Source organism: Streptomyces sp. NPDC043853 (genome assembly GCF_056436025.1).
In genome coordinates this window covers 181,567-200,869 of sequence record NZ_JBWKDJ010000009.1, presented here as the reverse complement: position 1 = coordinate 200,869, position 19,303 = coordinate 181,567, and the positions used below count along the sequence as shown (strand labels likewise).

The following is a 19,303-nucleotide window of genomic DNA, read 5'->3' as shown; positions in this document are numbered from 1 at the left end:
CAGGGATGCGGGAGAACGCCGGGATGCGGGACAACGTCGGGATGCGGGAGAACGCAGGGATCCGGGAGGAGGCCAGGCCGGGGAACGAGCGGTCCGGGGACGTCTTGATCGAGCTGCGGGACGTCCGGAAGGTGTTCGACGTACGCCGTCGGGCGGGCCGCTTCCGGCGGGAGAAGCACCAGGTCAAGGCCGTGGACGGGATCAGCTTCGAGGTCGCGGCGGGGGAGGTGGTCGGCTACATCGGGCCCAACGGCGCCGGCAAGTCGACGACGATCAAGATGCTGACCGGCATCCTGACCCCGAGCGGCGGCCGGCTGCGGGTCGCCGGGATCGACCCGTCGGCCGAGCGGACCCGGCTGGCGAGCCGGATCGGGGTCGTCTTCGGGCAACGGACCACGCTGTGGTGGGACCTGCCGCTGAAGGACTCGTACGGGCTGATGCGCCGGATGTACCGGATCCCCGAGGACCGGTACCGCCGGAACCTGGAGCGGTGCGTGGAGCAGCTGGACCTCGGCGAGCTCCTCGACGTACCGGTGCGGCAGCTGTCGTTGGGGCAGCGGATGCGCGGGGACATCGCGGCGGCGTTGCTGCACGACCCGGACGTGCTGTACCTGGACGAGCCGACGATCGGGCTGGACGTCATCAGCAAGGCGAAGGTGCGGGGTTTCCTGCGGCAGCTGAACGAGGAGGTCGGCACGACGGTGCTGCTCACCACGCACGACCTGCAGGACATCGAGCAGCTCTGCGAACGGGTGATGGTGATCGACCACGGGCGGCTCATGTACGACGGCCCGCTCGGCGGGCTGCACTCGGCGGGCGGGGCGGGGGAGAGCGAGCGGACCCTGGTGGTGGACCTGGAGCGGGAGCTCCCGCCGATCGAGGTGGCGGGGGCGCGGACGGTGAAGGTGGAGGGGCCGCGCCAGTGGCTGGCCTTCCCGGCGGACCGGTCGGCGGCTCCGCTGGTGGCGGCGGTGGCGGAGGCGTACCCGCTGGTGGACCTTTCGGTACGGGAGCCGGACATCGAGGACGTGATCGCGCGGATGTACGCGGGGCGTGGGTGAGGGCGAGGGCACGCACGGGGTGCGCGTGCGGGACGGGAGGCGCGGGACGGTCGGTAAGTCGCATGAGTGGCTAGGCTGTTGGCCATGAGCGATGACCGGCGGGACCGGGGGGACGGGCAGGACGGACGGCCGGAGCCGGAGGGGCCGGAGCCGGAGGGGCCGGAGCCGGATCTGCCCAAGCCGGACATGCAGAAGCGGGATCCGGCGAACCGGGACCTGGAGAACCGGGATCCGGCGAACCGGGACCCGGAAAAGAAGGCGGATCTGCGGGCCTTGGACCTGCGGGCCTCGGACGCGGACCGGGAACGGGTCGCGGAACGGCTGCGGGACGCGGTCGCCGAGGGGCGGCTCGACATGGCGGAGTTCGAGGAGCGGCTGGAGGCGGCGTTCACCTCCCGTACGTACGCCGAGCTGGAGCCGCTGACCAGGGACCTCCCGGCACCGGCCGCCGGGCCGGCCTCGGGCCCGGGCACCGGACCGCTGACCACCGGTCCCGGGAACGGAACCTGGCCCGCCCGGATCGGCGGGGCGGGGACCTCGTCGACGGCGGTCGCGGTCATGTCGGGCTTCCAGCGCACGGGGCAGTGGACGGTGCCGGCACGGTTCGACGCGGTGGCGTTCTGGGGCGGGGGGAAGATCGACCTGCGCGAGGCGAGGTTCGCGGAGCGCGAGGTCGTGATCAACTGCGTCGCGGTGATGGGCGGCATCGAGGTCGTGGTGCCCCCGGGCGTGGAGCTGGACGTACGCGGCTTCGGTCTGATGGGCGCCTTCGACCAGGGCTCCGTCCCCGGCCCGGCAGAACCGGGCGCCCCGCGCGTGGTCGTGACGGGCTTCGCCTTCTGGGGCGGCGTGGAGGTCAAGGTGAAGGCCCCGAAACTCCCCCCGGGCGCCCCGCCGGCCCGCAAGGAGCTCTGACGACTCCGCCGCCCGCCCTGGCGCGGGCAGGCATCCGGCCTGACCCCGGCCCGCCCCCGGTGTGGGCAGGCGTCCCGCAGGGCGGGACGGGTGGGCACACCGGGACACCCCGCTCAGCGGCTGTACCCCCTCCACCCGGAGCCTCGGCCCGGGCGGCCGCACCGCCGCTCACCCGGAGCCTCGCTCCTCCGCGGCCAGCGCAGCGTATGGCTCGGCCGGTGCCGGGCAGAGGCGTACGTAGGACCGTACGGCCCGCATACCCTCGCTGGCGTGCCGGGAACTCCTGGAGCCCGCCGGGAGTCGGATGCTATGCAGACAAAACCGGCGCCCCCGGGGGAAGGCAGGAGCACGTGGAAAGCACAGCGCGGCAAGCCGTCGAACCAGGCCCCGGCGGGGCCGACGCCCCCGCCCGGGGACCGGGCAACGGCGCCGGCTCCGGCAAGGGCGGCGGCAACGGCGGCTCCGGCAACAGCGGCAGCGGCAGCAGCAACAGCAGCGGCAGCTCCGGCGGCGGCCCCGGCAGCAGCAGAGGCGGCAACAACGCCAGCTCCGGCCCACCCCGCGGCACCGCCTTCCTCTTCAACGCCGCCGACGAGGAACGCAGACGCGGCGTCCGCCGCATGAAGACCACGGCGACGGGCCTGCTCCTCCTCGTCGCCCTGATCTACGTCCTCGCGAAGGTCGCGCAGAACGCCTGGGGCGCGGGCGGCTGGGCCGGGTACGTCGCGGCCGCCGCCGAGGCCGGCATGGTGGGCGCCCTGGCGGACTGGTTCGCGGTCACGGCACTGTTCCGGCGCCCCCTCGGCCTGCCCATCCCGCACACCGCGATCATTCCGACCAAGAAGGACCAGCTGGGCGTCTCACTCGGCGAGTTCGTCGGCGAGAACTTCCTCTCCCCGGACGTCGTACGCGCCCGCCTGCACGCCCTCTCCATCGGCGGCCGCCTCGGATCCTGGCTCGCCGAGCCCGCGCACGCCGACCGGGTCACGGCGGAGCTGGCGACGGCGCTGCGCGGCGCGCTCACCGTCCTGCGGGACTCCGACGTCCAGGCGGTGGTCGCCGAGGCGATCACGCGGCGGGCGGAGACCGCCGAGATCGCGCCCGGGGTCGGCAAGACCCTGGAGCGGATCGTCGCGGACGGCGGCCACCGCCGCGTGGTGGACCTGATGTGTGCGAAGGCCGCCGACTGGCTGGTCCTGCACGGGGACTCCGTCATGGACGCCGTGCAGGGCGGCGCCCCGGGCTGGACCCCCCGGTTCGTGGACCGCAAGGTCGGCGAACGCGTCTACAAGGAGCTGCTGCGCTTCGTCACGGAGATGCGGGACATGCCCCAGCACCCGGCGCGCAGCGCGGTCGACCGTTTCCTCCGGGACTTCGCGGCGGACCTGCAGTCGGATTCCGACACCCGGATCCGGGTGGAGCGGCTGAAGTCGGAGATCCTGGCGCGCGGCGAGATCCAGGACGTCATCGCCTCGGCCTGGTCGGCGATCCGGACGATGATCCTCTCGGCGGCCGAGGACGAGCGGAGCGAGCTGCGGCTCCGCGTCCGGGCCTCACTGATGTCCCTCGGTGCGCGGCTGGCCTCGGACGGCCGCCTCCAGTCCAAGGTGGAGGGCTGGATCGAGGGGGCGCTGGTGTACGTGGTCACGAACTACCGGACCGAGATCACGTCACTGATCACGGACACGGTGGCGAGCTGGGACGCCGAGCACACCTCCCGCAAGATCGAGGCCCACATCGGCCGCGACCTGCAGTTCATCCGGATCAACGGCACGGTGGTCGGTGCGCTGGCGGGCCTGCTGATCTACTCGGTGTCCCAGGCGCTGGGGGCGTGACGGCAGGGCGGCAAACCGCCGCCCCACCGGCGGGGGGCGGCGGCGAGCCGCCGCCCCGTCCGTCGCGGCCCCGTCGGACGGGGACGGCTCAGCCCCGGTCGGCGACGGCCCAGGAGGCAGCGGCGACGACGCCGGCGACGCCGAGCACGGCCGGCCAGGCGCCGACCTTCTTGGCCAGCGGGTGCGACCCGGCGAACGCCGCCACGTACAGCGTGCCGAGCGCGGCCGCGGCGGGGGTGCCCGCACGGCGGTACCACTCGCGGCCGGCGGCGATCCCGGCCGCGCCGAGCACGACCCCGCCCAGCGGCCGCTTACGGGTGAACCGTGCGACCGCGTAGCCGCCGACCAGCCCTGCGGCGGCCACTGCGGAAGTCGGTACCTGAACCATGAACGCTGTCCTTTCGCCGGAAGTCGTTCCCCGAGGCTAACGCGATCGTCGTACGAATCGACGGACTGCCAGCAATCCCAGCAGCAACACCACCCCGCCGATCACGGCGTCGGGCACGGCCTCCTGCACGGGCGCGGGCAGCAGCGCGAGGAACCCCAGCACGAGCAGGAACGTGAGGGCACACGCGCCGAGCGCCCCGACCAGTCTCTCCATGCCACTCCAACGCCACCGGCGTCCCACCGACACGGTCGGCCGGACACGAACGGGAGACATGTCCCGCGAACCAGGCCGCCGGAGAGCACACAGGGAACGGAGGGAGAGAAGGGGGGAGTACCGGACGGAGAGGGAGGGAGGCCATGGGGGACCACGCGAGGAGGGGGGAATCGCGTACGCGGGTGGACACCCGACACGTGGGGATTTGTCGCACACTCGCCGAATCCGCCGATCCCGCGCCTCGGGGAACGCCCCGGCCTTACATTCACTCTCCATGGGGGAGTAAATGCCCCACCCATCCCAGGATCGGAATGAAACCGGTGATCTGTTACGGACCGACGGTCCTCGACCTGGCGGACGAACTCCTCGACGCCTACACCGAGGTGTTCTCGGCCCCGCCGTGGAACGAGAACGAAGAAACCATTCGCCAGTTCGCGGCCCGGCTGACCGCCGATACCCGCCGCACCGGCTTCCGTGCCGCCCTCGCCCAGTCCGAGGCCGGCATCGACGGCTTCGCCACCGCCTGGGTCACCCAGCAGGCCTTCCCCGTCGACCGCGGGTACGCCCAGGTCACCGCCCAGCTCGGCACCGAACGGGTCCGCGAACTCCTTGTCGGGGCCCTGGAGATCGACGAACTCGCCGTACGCCCGTACGCCCGCGGCCAGGGCACCGGCCGCGCCCTGCTCGCCGAGATCACCGCCGACGCCCCGTCCCACCGCGCCTGGCTCCTCACCTCCCGCATGGCGACGGACACGGTCGCCACCTACCACCGCCTCGGCTGGCACGAGGTCACCCCCCTCCCCGGCACCCGCAACGCGGTCGTGGTCTTCCTCTCCCCGACCCACCCCGGTCACTGAGCGTTACAACCTCCCACCCCCGGGGCATGCCCGCCCCATGACCACACCACCGCACGCCCAGGCACCCCCGCACCTCCGCGCCACGGCGGACAGCCACCACAGCCCCACCAAGGGCAGCCGCCCGCACCCTGCCCCGGCCAGGCCCCGACAGCCCGCCAGGGCCAGGCGGCCGCACGCCACCCCCACCGCCACCGCAGCCGCGCACCGCCAGCTGAACCTGATGACCTACCGGCAGCTCCGCCAGACCGGCATCGCGCCCACCACCATCCGCGACCGCTGCCGGCCCGGCGGCCCCTGGCAGCGGCTGCTGCCCCGGGTCCACCTCCTCCAGACCGGACCCCCGGACCACCGCCAGCGCGCCCTCGCCGCCGTCCTCTACGCCGCCGACCCCTCCGCGACCGACCCGCTCTCCGGCGCCACCGCGGCCCTCACCGGCGGAGCCGCCCTCGCCCTGCTCGGCGTACGCGGCGCACCCGCGGCCCCGTACGACGTCCTGATCCGCGCCCCGCGCCGCCTCCGGCCCACCGCCGACGTCCGCCCACGGCCGACCACCCGCCGGCCCGCGACCATGTCCGTCACCGGCATCCCCTGCGCCCGCCCGGTCCGCGCCGCCGCGGACTTCGCCGCCCGCACCGACAGCCCGGACCTGGTCCGCTCGGTCCTGGCCCACGTGGTCCAGTCAGGCTGGTGCCACCCCACCGACCTCCACACCGAACTCCGCGCCGCCCGCCTCCTCAACCACCCGGCGGCCCGCACGGCCGCCGCCGAACTCCTGGCGGGCACCCGCTCCCCGGCCGAAGCCCAGGCCCGCGACGCCCTCGCGGCAACCGACCTCCCGACCCCCCTCTGGAACGCCCGCCTCTACACCCCGGACGGCCGCTTCCTCGCCACCCCGGACGCCTACTGGCCCGACCACGGCGTGGCCCTGGAGATCGACTCGGTGGAATACCACTTCACCCGCGACTCCTGGCACGCCACCCTCCACCGCCGCCTCCGCCTGGAATCCCACGGCATCCTCGTCGTCTCCACCACCCCTTCCCTCCTCCGCACCACCCCCGAGGAGGTCATCTCCGCCCTCCGCACCCTCCTCACCCTGACGGCCACGCGCCCCGAACCCCCGCTGGCCATGGCCCGGGGACACGTGCAGCTGCCGTTGCCGTTGCCGATGGAGTGGAGGAACGGTGGACGGAACGGCTAGGCCGGACGGAGCGGGCCCTAGATCTCGATGCGGTTGCCCTTTCGGCGGCCCTTGTTGTACGCCTCAACCACCTCGCGGTAGCAGGTCATGATCCGGGAGCCGGTGCCGCTGTTGTGCATGCCCCCACCGGAAGACTTCGAGTGCACCAACCCGATCCAGCCCGCGGCATGGCCGTACTTGGCGAGCTTCTCCGCGACCTGCGCCTCGTCGTCCACCATCGCGCCGTGTCGACCGAGAAACTCGGCCACGCCACCGAGAAGGACGCCGTCCCACGTGGACTTGTCCCGGCCCCATGCCTTCTCGACGATCGTCAAGGTGCGGTCCAGAATGTCCGGCCCGTGCATCTGCGTGATCCTCAGGACGCCGGACACGGCGCCCACCACATTGGTGGATGAGGTTCCTAGGGTGAGGTTGTGCCGCTGCAGCACTTCGTCCGTGTCCACGAAGAGCGGAACGCCAGCGGTCAGTCCGACCTTGAACTCGTCGAGAGCGCTGGGCTTCGAGGATTCGCGGTTCTTGATGAGGAAAAGGACGGCCTCTTCCTGTTGGCTGAGCCCGTGGTGCACCTCCGCCATGATCTTGTCGATCCCCAAGAACTGGCACGCGTAGTGGCGGTGCATCCCGTCCACGATGTACATGTCGCCGTCGTCCCTGCGGGACACGACGATCGACCCCATCGCCTCCTTGACCAGGCCCTTCGCGATGGTCTCGGCTCGCCTCTTGTTCAGGGAGCGCTGCGCCTTGTCGTCGATCTTCAGGCTGTCCACGGCCAGCTCGATGCCGTACTGCACGTCATGGTCCGGCAGGCTGTAGTCGTACCGCTTCTTACTCATCGCGACCCCCAACTCGATGTTCTGCACCACGTGTTGACTGATGGGGCAGCAATCTACGAACGGTCGCGTTCAGTCGTCCATCCTGAATGTGGAAGGGAGACGTTCACACGCGCGCCAGGAAGCACATAGGCGCTGGTCAGAGCCGCAGTGTCAGGTTTCGGTCGAGTTGCTGTCCGGGTTTCGTCGAAAACGGCCGGAACTTGGTGGCTCCCTGCGTAGTTCTATGACCATGACGATGCGGGAACTGCTCATTGACGTGGCGCGGTTGTACGACAGGCAGGCGGGCTACGGCCGAGGAGTGCCTGGTCAGGACCTGTTGCGCAAGGTTGGCAAGCGTGGCGACCTGCCCGTACCCGCTGGGTGGATAGTGAGTGGGCACGGCGGAACGGGGAGCGCGGCCACCTCACCGTGGATCGGCGTGTTCGATCCCGAGATCAACGTGAAATCCCGGCAGGGGCTGTACCTCGCCTACATCTTCAGCGTGGACCTCTCTGCCGTGACCCTCACCCTCCAGCAGGGGGTGACGAACCTCAGGAACAAGATCAAGGGCAGGCAGACCTTCCTCACTCGGCTCGAGCGGCAGGCGGAACTGCTGCACCAGGCGCTGCCCCCTCGCCTCGCCGAGGAATGGAACCACCGTCCGACGTTCGGAGGCGGAAGGGGTTCGCTGCCGGAGGCTTACGAATACGCGAGCGTGGTGGCGCGGCGTTACGAGATCAACGCGCTACCAACAGAAGAGGACCTGGTCACCGACCTCGCTACAGCCGCGCATCTCTTGCAACTTGCAGCCGTAGCGATGCGCGCGGTGGATGGGGAGGCCGATGCTGAAGGAACGGGCCCTCGAGCGGAAGGGCGTGTGCTCGGGGGCTTCCGCCCGCGGAGCAGCAGCGGCTACCGCGCCACCATCGAGGCGCAGCAGCAGTTCAAGACCCAGTACCACGAGGCCCTGATCGAGGACTTCGGAGCGTACATTCGGACACGGGGATACGTGCCGACCAACCAGCAGGTCCACCCCAAGGACCTCCTCCTCCACCAGGAGGGCGCCTCCCTGCCGACCGATCCCGAGTGGCTCGTTGAGGTCAAGGTGGTTGCCCACGGGAACCCCACGGCCGCCGTGAGGGGAGCAGTCGGTCAGCTCCTCGAGTACAGCTACTTCTACTACCGGACCCTGGGCAGACCGGCCCCTCACCTGCTGGCCCTCTTCACCGAAGACATCGGGGTCTACGCCCAGTACTTGGAGGACCAGGGCATCGCATCGGTATGGCGTGTCGGTGACACGTGGGGCGGATCGTCGACCGCAGCCGCTTGGGGCATGGTCGACTGAGGTTCGGACGGAACGTTCCTACTGAACGCCCGGCAGCTTGCTGTCGGGCGTTCAGTTTGTCCGGGTGGCTCCTGCTCGGTTCATCCGAGGTGGGGGCCGCCGTGGCACTGGGCGTAGGGCTTGGTGGAGGTGCACCAGCAGGGGGCGGTGGGGGTGGGGGGCCAGGGGGTGGCTTTGCCGCGGGCCGCGAGGGTGGTGGCGTATTCGGCCAGGAGGGAGGGGGAGGCCGGGGAGGTCTTCTCGGAGGCGGCGAAGGCCTCGTAGGAGGGGACGCTGCCCGTGACGATGCCGAGGTTGTGGGTGCCGGAGGCGGCGAGGGCGCGGAGGGAGGATTCGACGGCGGTCAGGTGGGCCGCGTGGGAGGGGTACTCCGTGGCGAGGGTGGGGTAGGCGGTGAGGAGTTCGGTGAGTTCCTCGACGGGCCAGTGGAGGAGGGCGACCGGGAAGGGCCGGGAGAGGGCGGCGCGGCGGTCGCCGAGTTCGGCGCGGAGGCGGGCGATCTCGGCGCGCAGTTCGGCGGGGTCGTTGGAACCCAGGGCCCAGATGCGTTTGGGGTCGTGGAGTTCGTCGAGCGGGACCGGGCCGGTGTGGCGGGTGTCGGCGACCATGTCCCATTCGTCGTGCGGGAGCGCGAGCAGGCGGCGGACCCGGTGGCGGCCGGTGAGCAGGGCCGTGGTCGCCGGGGTGAGGGGTTCGGGTTCCTTGATCAGGAGGGTGGCGGCTTCCGTGAAGCATTCCTCGGAGGCGGCCAGCTCGTCGTGGGCCTCCAGGGCTTCCGCGATCACCTCCCAGGGCGCCGGGTCGGTGGGCGCGGCGGCGCGGATGCCGGAGATCAGGGCGCGCGCCTCGGCCTCGTGGCCGTACTCCCAGAGGTTGGCGGCCTGAAGGGCCTTGACCAGGTGGGGGTTGGCGGGCGAGCCGGAGAGCAGTTGGTCGTAGAGGGCGCTCGCCCGGTCGCGCGCGTCGGCAAGTTCGAGGTGGGCCGCGGCCTGGAGGAGCAGCGGCTCCTGGTCCTCGGGGTAACGGGTCGCCGTGCGGATCAGACGCTCGGCTTCGGCGATGTGCTCGGCAGGCGTGTCGGGGCGCATGGTTCACACCGTACTGCCGCTGGTCAGTTGAGGGGGGAGGTCCTAGGGTGCCGGCCGTGAGAGATCGCATACCGGTGGTGGTGCAGCGGCGGGGCCGCGGGGTGCCGGCCCGGGCGCTCTGGAGCGCGGCCGAACTGGCGGTCACCCTGGGGGTGATCCTGTTGTTGCTGGTGGTGCACCAGGTGTGGTGGACGAACCGGCAGGCGGTCGCCGGCGCCCGCGAGCAGGTGGCTGTGCTGGAGCAGCAGTGGGCCGCCGATGGGTCTGTTGGCTCCTCCACCTCCTCCTCTTCCTCCGATGGGTCTGTTGGCTCCTCTTCCTCTTCCTCTTCTTCCTCGTCCTCGTCTCCTTCTTTCCCTCCTTCCGCTTCGGGTGGTTGGCCCTCTTCCTCGTCGTCGGCTTCCGGTGGTTCGGTCGGCGAGGGGGGCGGAGGGGCCTCTGCCCGGTCCGGTGGGCGGGCACGGGGTGCGTACGCCGTGCTGCGGATACCGCGGCTCGGGGTCGTGGTGCCGGTGGCCGAGGGGATCGGGCGGCGGAGCGTGCTCGACAAGGGGTACGCCGGCCACTACCCGGGCACCGCGGAGCCGGGCGCGCGGGGGAACTTCGCGGTGGCGGGGCACCGCAATACGCACGGCGAGCCGTTCCGGTACCTGAACCGGTTGCGGGCGGGGGACGAGATCCTCGTCGACGTGCGCGGGCGGCGGTACGTGTACGTGGTGGGGAAGGTGCTTCCGGAGACCTCGCCGCGGGACACCGGGGTGATCGCGGAGGTGCCGAGGAGTCTGGTGCGGCCCGGTTTCGGTTACGACGAGCCCGGGGCGTACATCACCCTGACCACCTGCACGCCCGAGTTCAGCTCCACGTACCGGCTGGTGGTGTGGGGAACCCTGCGCTGAATCCGGCCCGTGCGTCTCCCGGCGGGTCTTGGTGATCTTTTTGCGGTCGTCGGGAACTCCTCGTGGGCGGGGTCCGTTGTGGGGGAGAGTGCCGGGTGGTCCGGCCGGCAGGCACAGGCAGGGGAGGTGGGGAGGGATGGGCAAGTGGTTGCGCGGTGCGTTCGCGCGGCTCGGGCCGGTCGCCGCGCCCGTGCTCCTCGTGGTCTTCGTGCTCCTGCTCGGGTCGGCCGTGGCCGGCTCGGGCCTGCTGGGTGAGGGCGGGCTGGTATCCGCGGTGACCCTGGCGGCGGCCGCCGTGCTGGGCCGGGTCGCCCTGGCGGCGCGTTCCGCCTCGCCCGTGCCGCCCACCCGCATACGTACCGCGATCCGTGATCGCGAGCAGCGTACGGCGTTCCTTCCCCAGCGTGATCCCGATGCCTCGGGCCGGTCCCGGCCCAGGGCGCCCGGCCGGCCGTCCTCGACGGCCGCGTAGGGGTTCCGTTCCGGGTTCTGTCCCCGTTCTTTCGCTTTTCTTCCGTGCTCCTGTGCTCCCGTGCCAGGAGTGCGGTCCCTCGTGGTTCGTCACGCCGAGATGCCATGTTTTCGGTGCCGTTGCGCGTCGTGAGCGTGCGTGTACGTGCGTGTACGTGCGTGTACGTGCGTGTACGTGCGTGTACGTGTGCTTCGTCGTGCGGCGGCCGGACGAGACCCCGGAGGGTTCCCGTGTCCGTTTTCGCTGTGTTCGCCCTGCTCGTTTCCCGGCTCGCCGACCTGCTCGGTCCGGTCTTCGCGGCTTCCGCCACCGCGGCCGCGATCGTGTTGTTCACCGCTCTGGTGCGGGTCGCGATGCATCCGCTGACCCGGGCGGCCTTCCGCGGCGAGCGGGCCAGGGCGGCGCTGGCGCCCCGGCTCGCCGAGCTGAAGCGCCGCTATCCCGGGCCCAGGAACGCGGACCGGCTGCAGAAGGCCGTTCTCGACCTGCACGCGGAGGCCGGCACCTCTCCGCTGGCCGGGTGCCTGCCGATGCTGGTGCAGCTGCCGGTGTTCTTCGTGATGTACCGGGTGTTCTCGGCGGGGAAGGTCGACGGGGAGACCAACGGGCTGCTCGTTGAGGGGCTGTTGGGCGCGCCGCTCGGCGGGACCTGGGGGGACGCCCTCGGGGACGGCGGGCTGTTCGGGGCGCACGGGACGGTCTTCCTCGGGCTGTTCGCGGCGATCGCGGCGGTGGCCGTGTGGACGGTGCTGCGGGCTCGGCGGGCCATGGCCGCGGGCGAGGGCCCGGTGCTGCCCGCCGTCGGCACGGCCCGCGCCGGTTCCGGAGGGGAGGAGCCGGCGGCGGCTCTGATGCAACGGATGGTGAAGGTGATGCCGCTGATGGCGTTCGGGACGCTCGTCACCGCGGCCGTCGTGCCGTTGGCCGCCGGCCTCTACCTGCTGACCACGACCGCGTGGACGGCGGGCGAGCGCGCCTGGCTGCAGCACCGCTGGGCGAAGAAGGGATCCATGGAGAGCGCAGAAAGCGCGTAAAGGGGGGCATAGCGGGGCGAGAGCGGAAGGTTACGGTCCAGTCTGTGAACAGGGTTTGCGGATTGGACCGACTTCTTGGAGGATCGGCCAATCCTCCGATGGCCGCAACCCATCGTCCGGCCCGGGGCATGCCCAGGGCCGACCAATCTCGACCACGGGAGAATGCCCATGAAGCTGCTGCGTGTCGGTCCGGTGGGGGCTGAGCGCCCCGCGCTGCTCGACCAGGACGGAACTCTCCGGGACCTGTCCGGCCTCGTCGCGGACGTGGACGGCGAGCTGCTCGCCGACGACTCCGTGCTGTCCCGGGTGCGCGACGCGGCGGCCTCCGGCGAGCTTCCGGCACTCGACGCGGAGGGGCAGCGGATCGGTTCGCCGGTCGGGCGGATCGGCAAGATCGTGGGCATCGGCCTGAACTACCACTGTCATGCGGCCGAGGTCGGCGCCGAGGCGCCCGCCGAGCCGATCGTGTTCCTGAAGGCCCCGGACACGGTGGTCGGCCCGGACGACAACGTGCTGATCCCGCGCGGCAGCGTGAAGACCGACTGGGAGGCCGAGCTCGGCGTCGTCATCGGCTCCACCGCCCGCTACCTGTCCTCCGCCGAGGAGGGCCTCGCCCACGTCGGTGGGTACGTCCTGGTGAACGACGTCACCGAGCGCGCGTTCCAGAACGAGCGCGGCGGCACCTGGGACAAGGGCAAGAACTGCGAGACCTTCACCCCGATCGGCCCGTGGCTGCTCACCGCCGACGAGGTCGCGGACCCGCAGGCGCTGGGCGTGAAACTGTGGGTCAACGGCGAGCTCAAGCAGGACGGTACGACCGCCAGCCAGATCTTCCCGGTCGGTGAGGTCGTGCGGTACCTGAGCCACTTCATGACCCTCCACCCGGGTGACGTCATCGTCACCGGCACCCCGGCGGGTGTCGCGGCGGGACAGCCCGAGCCCAAGCCGTTCCTGCGGGCCGGCGACGTCGTGGAGCTCGAGGTCGAGGGCCTCGGTCGTCAGCGCCAGGAGTTCAAGAGCGCGTAGCCGGCAGCGGCCGGTCCAGCCGGTCCAGCCGGTCCAGCCGGTTCAGTCGGCACAGTCGGCGCAGGGGTGGGTGCTGCCTTCGGGCGGTGCCCACCCCTGCTGCGTCGTCCCTGCTGTGTGTTGTCCTGCCGTGTGCCGTGTGCCGTGTGCCGTGTGCCGTGTGCCGTGTGGCGCCTGCCCCTGCCGCGGCCCGCTGCCGAATGGCTGCTGCCGCCTCCCGGCTGAGGCCGGGCCGGGCGTCAGTTCCCGAGGGGGACCGTGACGCCTTCCGCCGAGGACCTGCGCGCCGCCTCCAGCACCTCCAGCGCGTGCGCCACCTCGTACGCGGTGACCGGGGCCGGGCCACCGTCCCGGAGGGCCGCCGCCACCGCCGCGTAGTACGCCGGGTAGTCGCCCGGAGCCGTCGGCTCCGGCCGTCCGCCGCCGGTCAGTGGGGACTCCCCGGAGCCGACCGTCCCCCAGCAGTGTTCGGGCTCCTCGCCCCACGGCTGGTCGGGGGTGCCCGGCCGACGCCCCTCGCGCAGGGCCCCCTCCTGCGGGTCCAGGCCGTACTTCACGAATCCCGCCGAGGAGCCCAGGACCCGGAAGCGCGGTCCCAGCTGGGCGGCGGTCGCGCTCATGTAGAGGTGGGAGCGGACCCCGTTCGCGTGGGTCAGCGCGATGAACGTGTCGTCGTCGGTCTCGGCTCCCCGGCGGCGCGTGTCGGTCTCGGCGTAGACGCGTACGGCCGGCCCGAACAGCACCAGAGCCTGGTCGACCAGGTGGCTCCCCAGGTCGTAGAGCAGGCCGCCGATCTCCTCCGGCGCGCCCGACTCGCGCCAGCCGCCCTTGAGCTGCGGCCGCCAGCGCTCGAAGCGGGACTCGAAGCGCTGGATCTCGCCCAGCTCGCCGGTCGCGATCAGTCGGCGCAGGGTGAGGAAGTCGTTGTCCCAGCGGCGGTTCTGGAAGACGGAGAGGAACGTGCCGCGCCGCTCGGCGAGCTCGGCCAGGGCGCGGGCCTCGGCGGCGGTGGCGGCGAGCGGCTTGTCCACGACCACCGGAATGCCTGCCTCCAGGGCGGTGCCGGCCAGCGGGACGTGCGTCCTGTTGGGGGAGGCGATCACGATGAGGTCCACGGCGGGAGTGCGTCCGAACAGCTCCTCGGCGGTGCCGGCGACCCGGACGCCGGGGAACTCGGCCCGGGCCTGCTCCTGCCGGTCGGGGCGGGTGGTGACGACGGTGTCGAGGACCAGCCCGTCGGTCGCGGCGACCAGGGGGGCGTGGAAGACCGAACCGGCCAGTCCGTAGCCGATGAGGCCGACGCGGAGGGGGCTGCCGGGGTGGGCGCCGATGCCGGTGCTTGGGCTGCTGGTGCTGCTGGTGCTCATGGCGCCACTTTGGCAACAGTGTTGCCGAAGTGCAAGGAGGGGCGCAGAATGGATGGGTGATCAGGGGTACTGGGGCGAATCTGCCGGGACTGCGCGGACACAACGCCGCCCTGGTCCTGGGTCTGCTGCGCGAGGCCGGGGCGGAGGGGCTCGGGCGCGGCGAGCTCGCGCTGCGTACGGGGCTGACCCCGCAGGCCGTCAGCAAGATCGCGGCCAGGCTGCGGGCGGACGGCCTGGTCGCGGAGGCCGGCCGGGGCGAGTCCACCGGCGGCAAGCCCCGCACCCTGCTCAGACTGGTCCCGGAGGCCGGCTACGCGGTCGGCGTCCACCTCGACCGCGACTCGCTCCGGGTCGTCCGGGTGGACCTGGCCGGGCGCGTGGTGGCGGAGGCCCGCTCGGCCGTGGACTTCGGGGCGGGGCCGGAGCCGGTGGTGGACGCGGTGGCGGCGGGCGTGGCGGAGGTGGGCCTACGCGTCGCGGGCGGCATGGCCTTCCTAGCGGACCCCTGGTCGGCCGCCCCCGTACCGGCCGCGCCCGAAGCGGGCCCGGCCGGTACGGACACGGGTGCGGATACGGGTGCGGACGCGAGTGCGGATGCGCGCGTGGACGTACGTGCGCTCGGGCGCGTGGCGTGGCCGGTCCTGCTCGGAGTGGGGGTGGCGGCGCCGGGCCCGCTCGACCGGCGGACCGGGGTGCTGGGCCGGGTCACCGGACACCCGGAGTGGGAGGGCTTCGCGCTGCGGGACGCGCTGGCGGAGCGCCTGGGGACCGCGGTGGACCTGGACAAGGACACCAACGCGGGGGCCGCGTCCGCCGCTGCCGTCGGCCGCCCGGGCCCGACGGCGTACGTGCACGTCGCCACGGGCATCGGCGCCGGGCTGGTGCTGGACGGCGAGGTGTACCGGGGGCGGGACGGGCGCTCGGCGGCCGGCGAGTTCGGGCACCAGGTGCTGATGCTGGACGGCCCGCCGTGCCGGTGCGGGGCGCGGGGGTGCGTGGAGGTGCTGTGCCTGGCCGCGGTGGCGCGGGGGGATCTGCCCGAGGCGGCCCGGGTGCTCGGGGAGGCGGTGGCCAACCTGGTCGCGCTGCTGGACGTGGAACGGGTGCTGCTGGGCGGGCGGGTCGTGGAGGCGGACCCGGACCGTTTCGTGGCGGGCGTGACGAGGGCCGTACGGGCGCGGGGCACGGCGGAGGTACTGACGGCCCGGAGCGGGGTGGCGGAGGGGGCGGCGGAGCTGGTGCTCGGACCGCTGTTCGGCCGCGGCGGCGGCTGATCCGGCCTTGCTTCCCCGGCCGTTCCCGGCCGTTCCCGGCCGTTCCCCCGTGTCGTCGGTCGGTCGGCCGGACACCCCCGTGCGGCCGGGGCCGAACGGGGGTAAAGCGGTCCGGGGCAGGCGTGGCAGGTGAGACGGTGTCCGGGAACGTGGCAGGCTGCGGGCCCGGGCGGGGTGATAGTCACCTGGTCCGACCATCGTCCGGCGAGCAGCGAAGGCAGCCCTCCATGCGACTGCGCGAAGCCCTGGCCCTGTCGGGGGTCCTGCTCGTCCTCGGCGGGCCGGCCGCCGCCGCCCCCGTGCCCTTGGCCGCGCCCGGTGCGGCCTGGACCTCGCCCGTTGCCGCCTGGGTCGCCGCGGCCCCGTCCACGGCTCCGGCCTTCTCCCCGTCCGCATCCCCGCCCGCGTCCGCGTCCCCGTCACAGTCATCGCCCCACGGCCCCGCTCCCTGGGGCCCGGACCCCAGGACGCGCATCGTCGCGGGGGCGGAGGCGGGGGCGGGTGCGGGTGCCGAGACCGCCGCCGACGCCGGTTCCGGCCTGCGGGACATCGGCGCGGGGGCAGGCTCCGGGACCGGTACCAAGCCGGCCCCCGGTGCCCACCCCGCCCCCGGTGCCCACCCCGCCCCGGGCGCGGCCCCGGGCGCCCACCCCGCCCCCGGCGCCCACCCCGCGCCCGCCCTCCCCGCGCGGCTGCGGGCCGCCAAGTGCGGGGAAGCCAAGAGCACCGAGTTCCCCATCGGCGCCCGGATCCGGGGCGGGCCCGCCGTGTACCGGAGCGGCGGCGGCGCGCAGAGCTGGTACCTGGACCTGGCCAACACCGGCCCGGCCCCCTGCACGGCCGTGCACCCCGTGGTCGTGTTCACCGACTCCGCGCGTGCCCTCCGCCCCGAGCACCTCCGGATGGAGTTCGACACGGCCCACGGCACGTTCCCGGTCAGCATGGAGCGCACCGACCGCGACGAGGTCATCGCCGTCTTCGACGGCGGCAGCTCCTTTCCCGGCTTCGCCGTCGCGCCCGGCGCCACGGTCACCGTCAAGGTGGGCCTCTCCTTCGCCCAGGGTGCGCCCGCCGGCGAGGTGGTCGCCGACGCGGCCCTCGTCCAGCGCAGGGGGGACGACGGCGAATGGATCGGCGAGGGCGGCGGATACCGGTTCTCCGTCGACGGACCCGAGGACGGGGCCACGGGCGCCGCGGAGACCGGGGGCGGGGTCGAGGACGGGCAGGACGCCGGGGAAGCCGGGTCCTTGGCCCACACCGGCACGGAAGAAGGTCCGGCCGGCGTCGGCGCCGGCCAAGCCGCTGCCCGGGAGCGGGAGCGGGCCCGCTGGGTGACCTCCGGGCTGGCCGGAGCGGCCCTCGCGGCCGGCGCCGGCCTGCTCCTCTACGCCCGTCGGCTCCGCGAGACCCCCTGACCCACGGCCTCCGGGGCGCCCGCCGCCCGTCCGGGCGGAGGGCCCGCCGCGCCGCGTACAGTCCCAGCGTGGAACCGAATGATCACCGCCCAGGCTCTCCCGTCCGCTCCGGCATCCCCGAGCACGGCCGGGTCCCGAAGTACTACGCCGTCAAGGCCCGCATCGCCGCCCTCGTCGAGGAGCTCGGCGAGGGCGGGCTGCTGCCCACCGAACGCGACCTCGCCGAGCGCTACGAGGTGGCCCGCGAGACCGTCCGCCAGGCCCTGCGCGAGCTGCTCCTCGAAGGGCGGCTCCGCCGTTCCGGCCGCGGCACCGTCGTGGCCGGACCCAAGCTGGAACAGCCGCTCTCCCTCGCCAGCTACACCGAGGGCGTACGGCGGCAGGGGCGCAGGCCCGGCCGTAACCTGATCGGGCTGGAGCGCTTCCCCTGCCCGCCCGACCTGGCCGCGGGCATCGGCGCCGAACCCGGCGAGCCCGTCTGGCACCTGGAGCGGGTGCTGCTCGCCGACGACGAGCGGGTCGGCCTGGAGAGCACGTACATCCGGGTGGCCCGGGTCCCGCGTCTGGACAGCGAGTTCGAGCCGGACTCCTCCTTCTACGGGTACCTCCGCGACCGGCTCGGCATCTCCTTCGGCGACGCCGACGAGAAGCTGGAGACGGTCCTCGCCACCCCGCGCGAGGCGCTGCTCATCGGCACCCCGCCCGCGCTCCCCATGCTGCTCATCCACCGGTTCTCGCGCGACCAGGACGGCCGGCCGCTGGAGCGCGTGCGCTCGCTCTACCGCGGCGACCGCTTCAGCTTCACGACCCACCTCAAGCCCCAGTAGGGGCACGGAGTCGCCGCATCCCGGACACCTCACCCCTCACTTCATCACGAAACGATAACGGGTCTAGTCCAAGTGTCGGGGGCTGTTCACCGTCGTGTTGCCGCGCCGCCCCTTCCGGGTCACTGTGCGCACCCACTTTGGACGCCGTGAGAGTCATAGTCGTCGGAGGCGGCGTGGTCGGCACCATGCACGCCTGGCAAGCAGTCCAGCGCGGCCACGAGGTCGTACAGATCGAGCGCGAGGCGGAAGCGCGTGGCGCCTCGTTGCGCAACTTCGGCCAGATCTGGGTGAGCGGGCGGGCCGCGGGCGAGGAGCTCGCCACCGCGCTCCGTGCCCGCGAGCTCTGGGAGGAGATCGGGGCCCGGGTACCGGACCTGGGGTTCCGGGCCAACGGCTCGCTCACCCCGGTCCGTACCGCCCGCGAGTACGCCGTCGCCGAGGCCGCCACCCGTCGGCCCGACGCCGCCGCCCGCGGCCACAAGCTGGTGACGGCCGCCGAGGCCCGAGAGATCAACCCGGCCCTGCGTGGCGCCTTCGAGGCCGCCCTGTGGTGCGAACGAGACGCGGCCGTCGAACCGCGCACCGCCCAACTCGCCCTGCGCGCCGCGCTGCGGGCGACCGGCCGGTACACCTTCCTGCCCGGCCGCGAGGTCCGTGACGTCGTCGGCCCCGGCGCGGTCCGCGACGACCACGGCGAGGTCCACTCCGGCGACGCCGCCATCCTGGCCACCGGCGCCTGGCTGTCCGGTCTGGTCCGCGAACTCGCCCCCGAACTGCCCGTCCGCCGGGTGCGCCTGCAGATGATGCAGACCGAACCGCTGGGCGAGCCGCTGACCACCTCCGTCGCCGACGCCGACAGCTTCCGCTACTACCCCGCCTACCGGTCGGACGCGCTCGACGAACTCAACGCGGCGCAGCAGCAGACGGAGACCGCCGCCGCGCACAAGATGCAGCTGCTGATGGTGCAGCGCCTCGACGGCGGTCTGACCATCGGCGACACCCACGAGTACGAGCACCCCTTCGCCTTCGACACCCTCCAAGACCCCTACGACCACCTCGCCGAGGTCGTCGAGTCCTTCCTGGGCCGCCCGCTGCCGAAGATCCGGCACCGCTGGGCGGGCGTGTACGCGCAGTGCACCGACACCACCCGGGTGGTCCACCGCGAGCAGGTGCGGGACGGCGTGTGGCTGGTGACCGGGCCCGGCGGCCGCGGGATGACCTGCTCGCCGGCCATCGCCGAAACCACCGCGAACGAACTGGGCTGGTGAAGCACATGAACG

19 protein-coding genes are annotated in these 19,303 nt (G+C 72.9%); 14 read left to right on the top strand and 5 right to left on the bottom strand.

Annotation, left to right across the window (positions count from 1 at the left end; translation table 11 throughout):
* Positions 1-104: 104 nt before the first annotated feature.
* The 3 genes from AC067U_RS24015 to AC067U_RS24005 all read left to right on the top strand — a co-directional run bounded on the left by AC067U_RS24015 (position 105) and on the right by AC067U_RS24005 (position 3,811).
* Positions 105-1,061, top strand: coding sequence for an ABC transporter ATP-binding protein (locus tag AC067U_RS24015; RefSeq protein ID WP_478831905.1), 957 nt, complete (start codon positions 105-107; stop codon positions 1,059-1,061).
* An 84-nt stretch (positions 1,062-1,145) separates the two neighbouring features.
* Positions 1,146-1,976: a DUF1707 SHOCT-like domain-containing protein gene (locus tag AC067U_RS24010; protein ID WP_478831807.1), complete on the top strand. Its 831-nt coding sequence runs from the start codon at positions 1,146-1,148 to the stop codon at positions 1,974-1,976.
* Positions 1,977-2,326: 350 nt separating this feature from the next.
* Positions 2,327-3,811 carry a DUF445 domain-containing protein gene (locus AC067U_RS24005; RefSeq protein ID WP_478831806.1) on the top strand — a complete coding sequence of 495 codons (1,485 nt, stop codon included), beginning with the start codon at positions 2,327-2,329 and terminating at the stop codon, positions 3,809-3,811.
* Positions 3,812-3,899: 88 nt separating this feature from the next.
* Here the strand turns inward: AC067U_RS24005 and AC067U_RS24000 are convergent, their stop codons facing one another.
* Positions 3,900-4,199 carry a hypothetical protein gene (locus AC067U_RS24000; protein WP_478831805.1) on the bottom strand — a complete coding sequence of 100 codons (300 nt, stop codon included), beginning with the start codon at positions 4,197-4,199 and terminating at the stop codon, positions 3,900-3,902.
* Positions 4,200-4,235: 36 nt separating this feature from the next.
* Positions 4,236-4,412, bottom strand: coding sequence for a hypothetical protein (locus AC067U_RS23995; RefSeq protein WP_478831804.1), 177 nt, complete (start codon positions 4,410-4,412; stop codon positions 4,236-4,238).
* A 311-nt stretch (positions 4,413-4,723) separates the two neighbouring features.
* Between AC067U_RS23995 and AC067U_RS23990 the strand changes: the two genes are divergently transcribed.
* Positions 4,724-5,269, top strand: coding sequence for a GNAT family N-acetyltransferase (locus AC067U_RS23990; RefSeq protein WP_478831803.1), 546 nt, complete (start codon positions 4,724-4,726; stop codon positions 5,267-5,269).
* Positions 5,270-5,306: 37 nt separating this feature from the next.
* The gene (locus AC067U_RS23985) at positions 5,307-6,467 is read left to right on the top strand and encodes a hypothetical protein (protein ID WP_478831802.1); all 1,161 of its coding nucleotides are present in this window, start codon (positions 5,307-5,309) and stop codon (positions 6,465-6,467) included.
* A 17-nt stretch (positions 6,468-6,484) separates the two neighbouring features.
* On the opposite strand, the gene AC067U_RS23980 is transcribed toward AC067U_RS23985, so the two are convergent.
* Positions 6,485-7,330 (bottom strand): DUF6551 family protein, encoded by an 846-nt coding sequence (locus AC067U_RS23980; RefSeq protein WP_478831801.1) that lies wholly within the window; start codon positions 7,328-7,330, stop codon positions 6,485-6,487.
* A 193-nt stretch (positions 7,331-7,523) separates the two neighbouring features.
* Here AC067U_RS23980 and AC067U_RS23975 point away from each other — a divergent pair, with 193 nt between their 5' ends.
* Positions 7,524-8,624, top strand: coding sequence for an MrcB family domain-containing protein (locus AC067U_RS23975; protein ID WP_478831800.1), 1,101 nt, complete (start codon positions 7,524-7,526; stop codon positions 8,622-8,624).
* Between the two features lie 80 nt (positions 8,625-8,704).
* Here AC067U_RS23975 and AC067U_RS23970 read toward each other — a convergent pair whose 3' ends face one another.
* A complete protein-coding gene (locus AC067U_RS23970; RefSeq protein WP_478831799.1) occupies positions 8,705-9,712 on the bottom strand; it encodes a hypothetical protein in 1,008 nt (335 codons plus the stop codon).
* Positions 9,713-9,759: 47 nt separating this feature from the next.
* Here AC067U_RS23970 and AC067U_RS23965 point away from each other — a divergent pair, with 47 nt between their 5' ends.
* The 4 genes from AC067U_RS23965 (at position 9,760) to AC067U_RS23950 (ending at position 13,140) form a co-directional block, all read left to right on the top strand.
* Positions 9,760-10,608: a class E sortase gene (locus tag AC067U_RS23965; protein ID WP_478831798.1), complete on the top strand. Its 849-nt coding sequence runs from the start codon at positions 9,760-9,762 to the stop codon at positions 10,606-10,608.
* A 136-nt stretch (positions 10,609-10,744) separates the two neighbouring features.
* A complete protein-coding gene (locus AC067U_RS23960) occupies positions 10,745-11,080 on the top strand; it encodes a DUF6412 domain-containing protein (RefSeq protein ID WP_478831797.1) in 336 nt (111 codons plus the stop codon).
* Between the two features lie 230 nt (positions 11,081-11,310).
* Entirely contained in the window at positions 11,311-12,114 is an 804-nt protein-coding gene (locus AC067U_RS23955) for a YidC/Oxa1 family membrane protein insertase (RefSeq protein ID WP_478831796.1), read from the top strand.
* 168 nt (positions 12,115-12,282) lie between these two features.
* Positions 12,283-13,140 (top strand): fumarylacetoacetate hydrolase family protein, encoded by an 858-nt coding sequence (locus AC067U_RS23950; protein WP_478831795.1) that lies wholly within the window; start codon positions 12,283-12,285, stop codon positions 13,138-13,140.
* Positions 13,141-13,379: 239 nt separating this feature from the next.
* Here AC067U_RS23950 and AC067U_RS23945 read toward each other — a convergent pair whose 3' ends face one another.
* Positions 13,380-14,507 (bottom strand): Gfo/Idh/MocA family oxidoreductase, encoded by a 1,128-nt coding sequence (locus tag AC067U_RS23945; RefSeq protein WP_478831794.1) that lies wholly within the window; start codon positions 14,505-14,507, stop codon positions 13,380-13,382.
* Positions 14,508-14,563: 56 nt separating this feature from the next.
* Here AC067U_RS23945 and AC067U_RS23940 point away from each other — a divergent pair, with 56 nt between their 5' ends.
* From AC067U_RS23940 to AC067U_RS23925, 4 genes are all read left to right on the top strand, one after another.
* Positions 14,564-15,781: an ROK family transcriptional regulator gene (locus AC067U_RS23940; RefSeq protein WP_478831793.1), complete on the top strand. Its 1,218-nt coding sequence runs from the start codon at positions 14,564-14,566 to the stop codon at positions 15,779-15,781.
* Positions 15,782-16,008: 227 nt separating this feature from the next.
* Positions 16,009-17,196: a hypothetical protein gene (locus AC067U_RS23935; RefSeq protein ID WP_478831792.1), complete on the top strand. Its 1,188-nt coding sequence runs from the start codon at positions 16,009-16,011 to the stop codon at positions 17,194-17,196.
* 68 nt (positions 17,197-17,264) lie between these two features.
* The gene (locus AC067U_RS23930; RefSeq protein ID WP_478831791.1) at positions 17,265-18,023 is read left to right on the top strand and encodes a GntR family transcriptional regulator; all 759 of its coding nucleotides are present in this window, start codon (positions 17,265-17,267) and stop codon (positions 18,021-18,023) included.
* 146 nt (positions 18,024-18,169) lie between these two features.
* Positions 18,170-19,291, top strand: coding sequence for a TIGR03364 family FAD-dependent oxidoreductase (locus tag AC067U_RS23925; protein WP_478831790.1), 1,122 nt, complete (start codon positions 18,170-18,172; stop codon positions 19,289-19,291).
* The last annotated feature ends 12 nt before the right edge of the window (positions 19,292-19,303 follow it).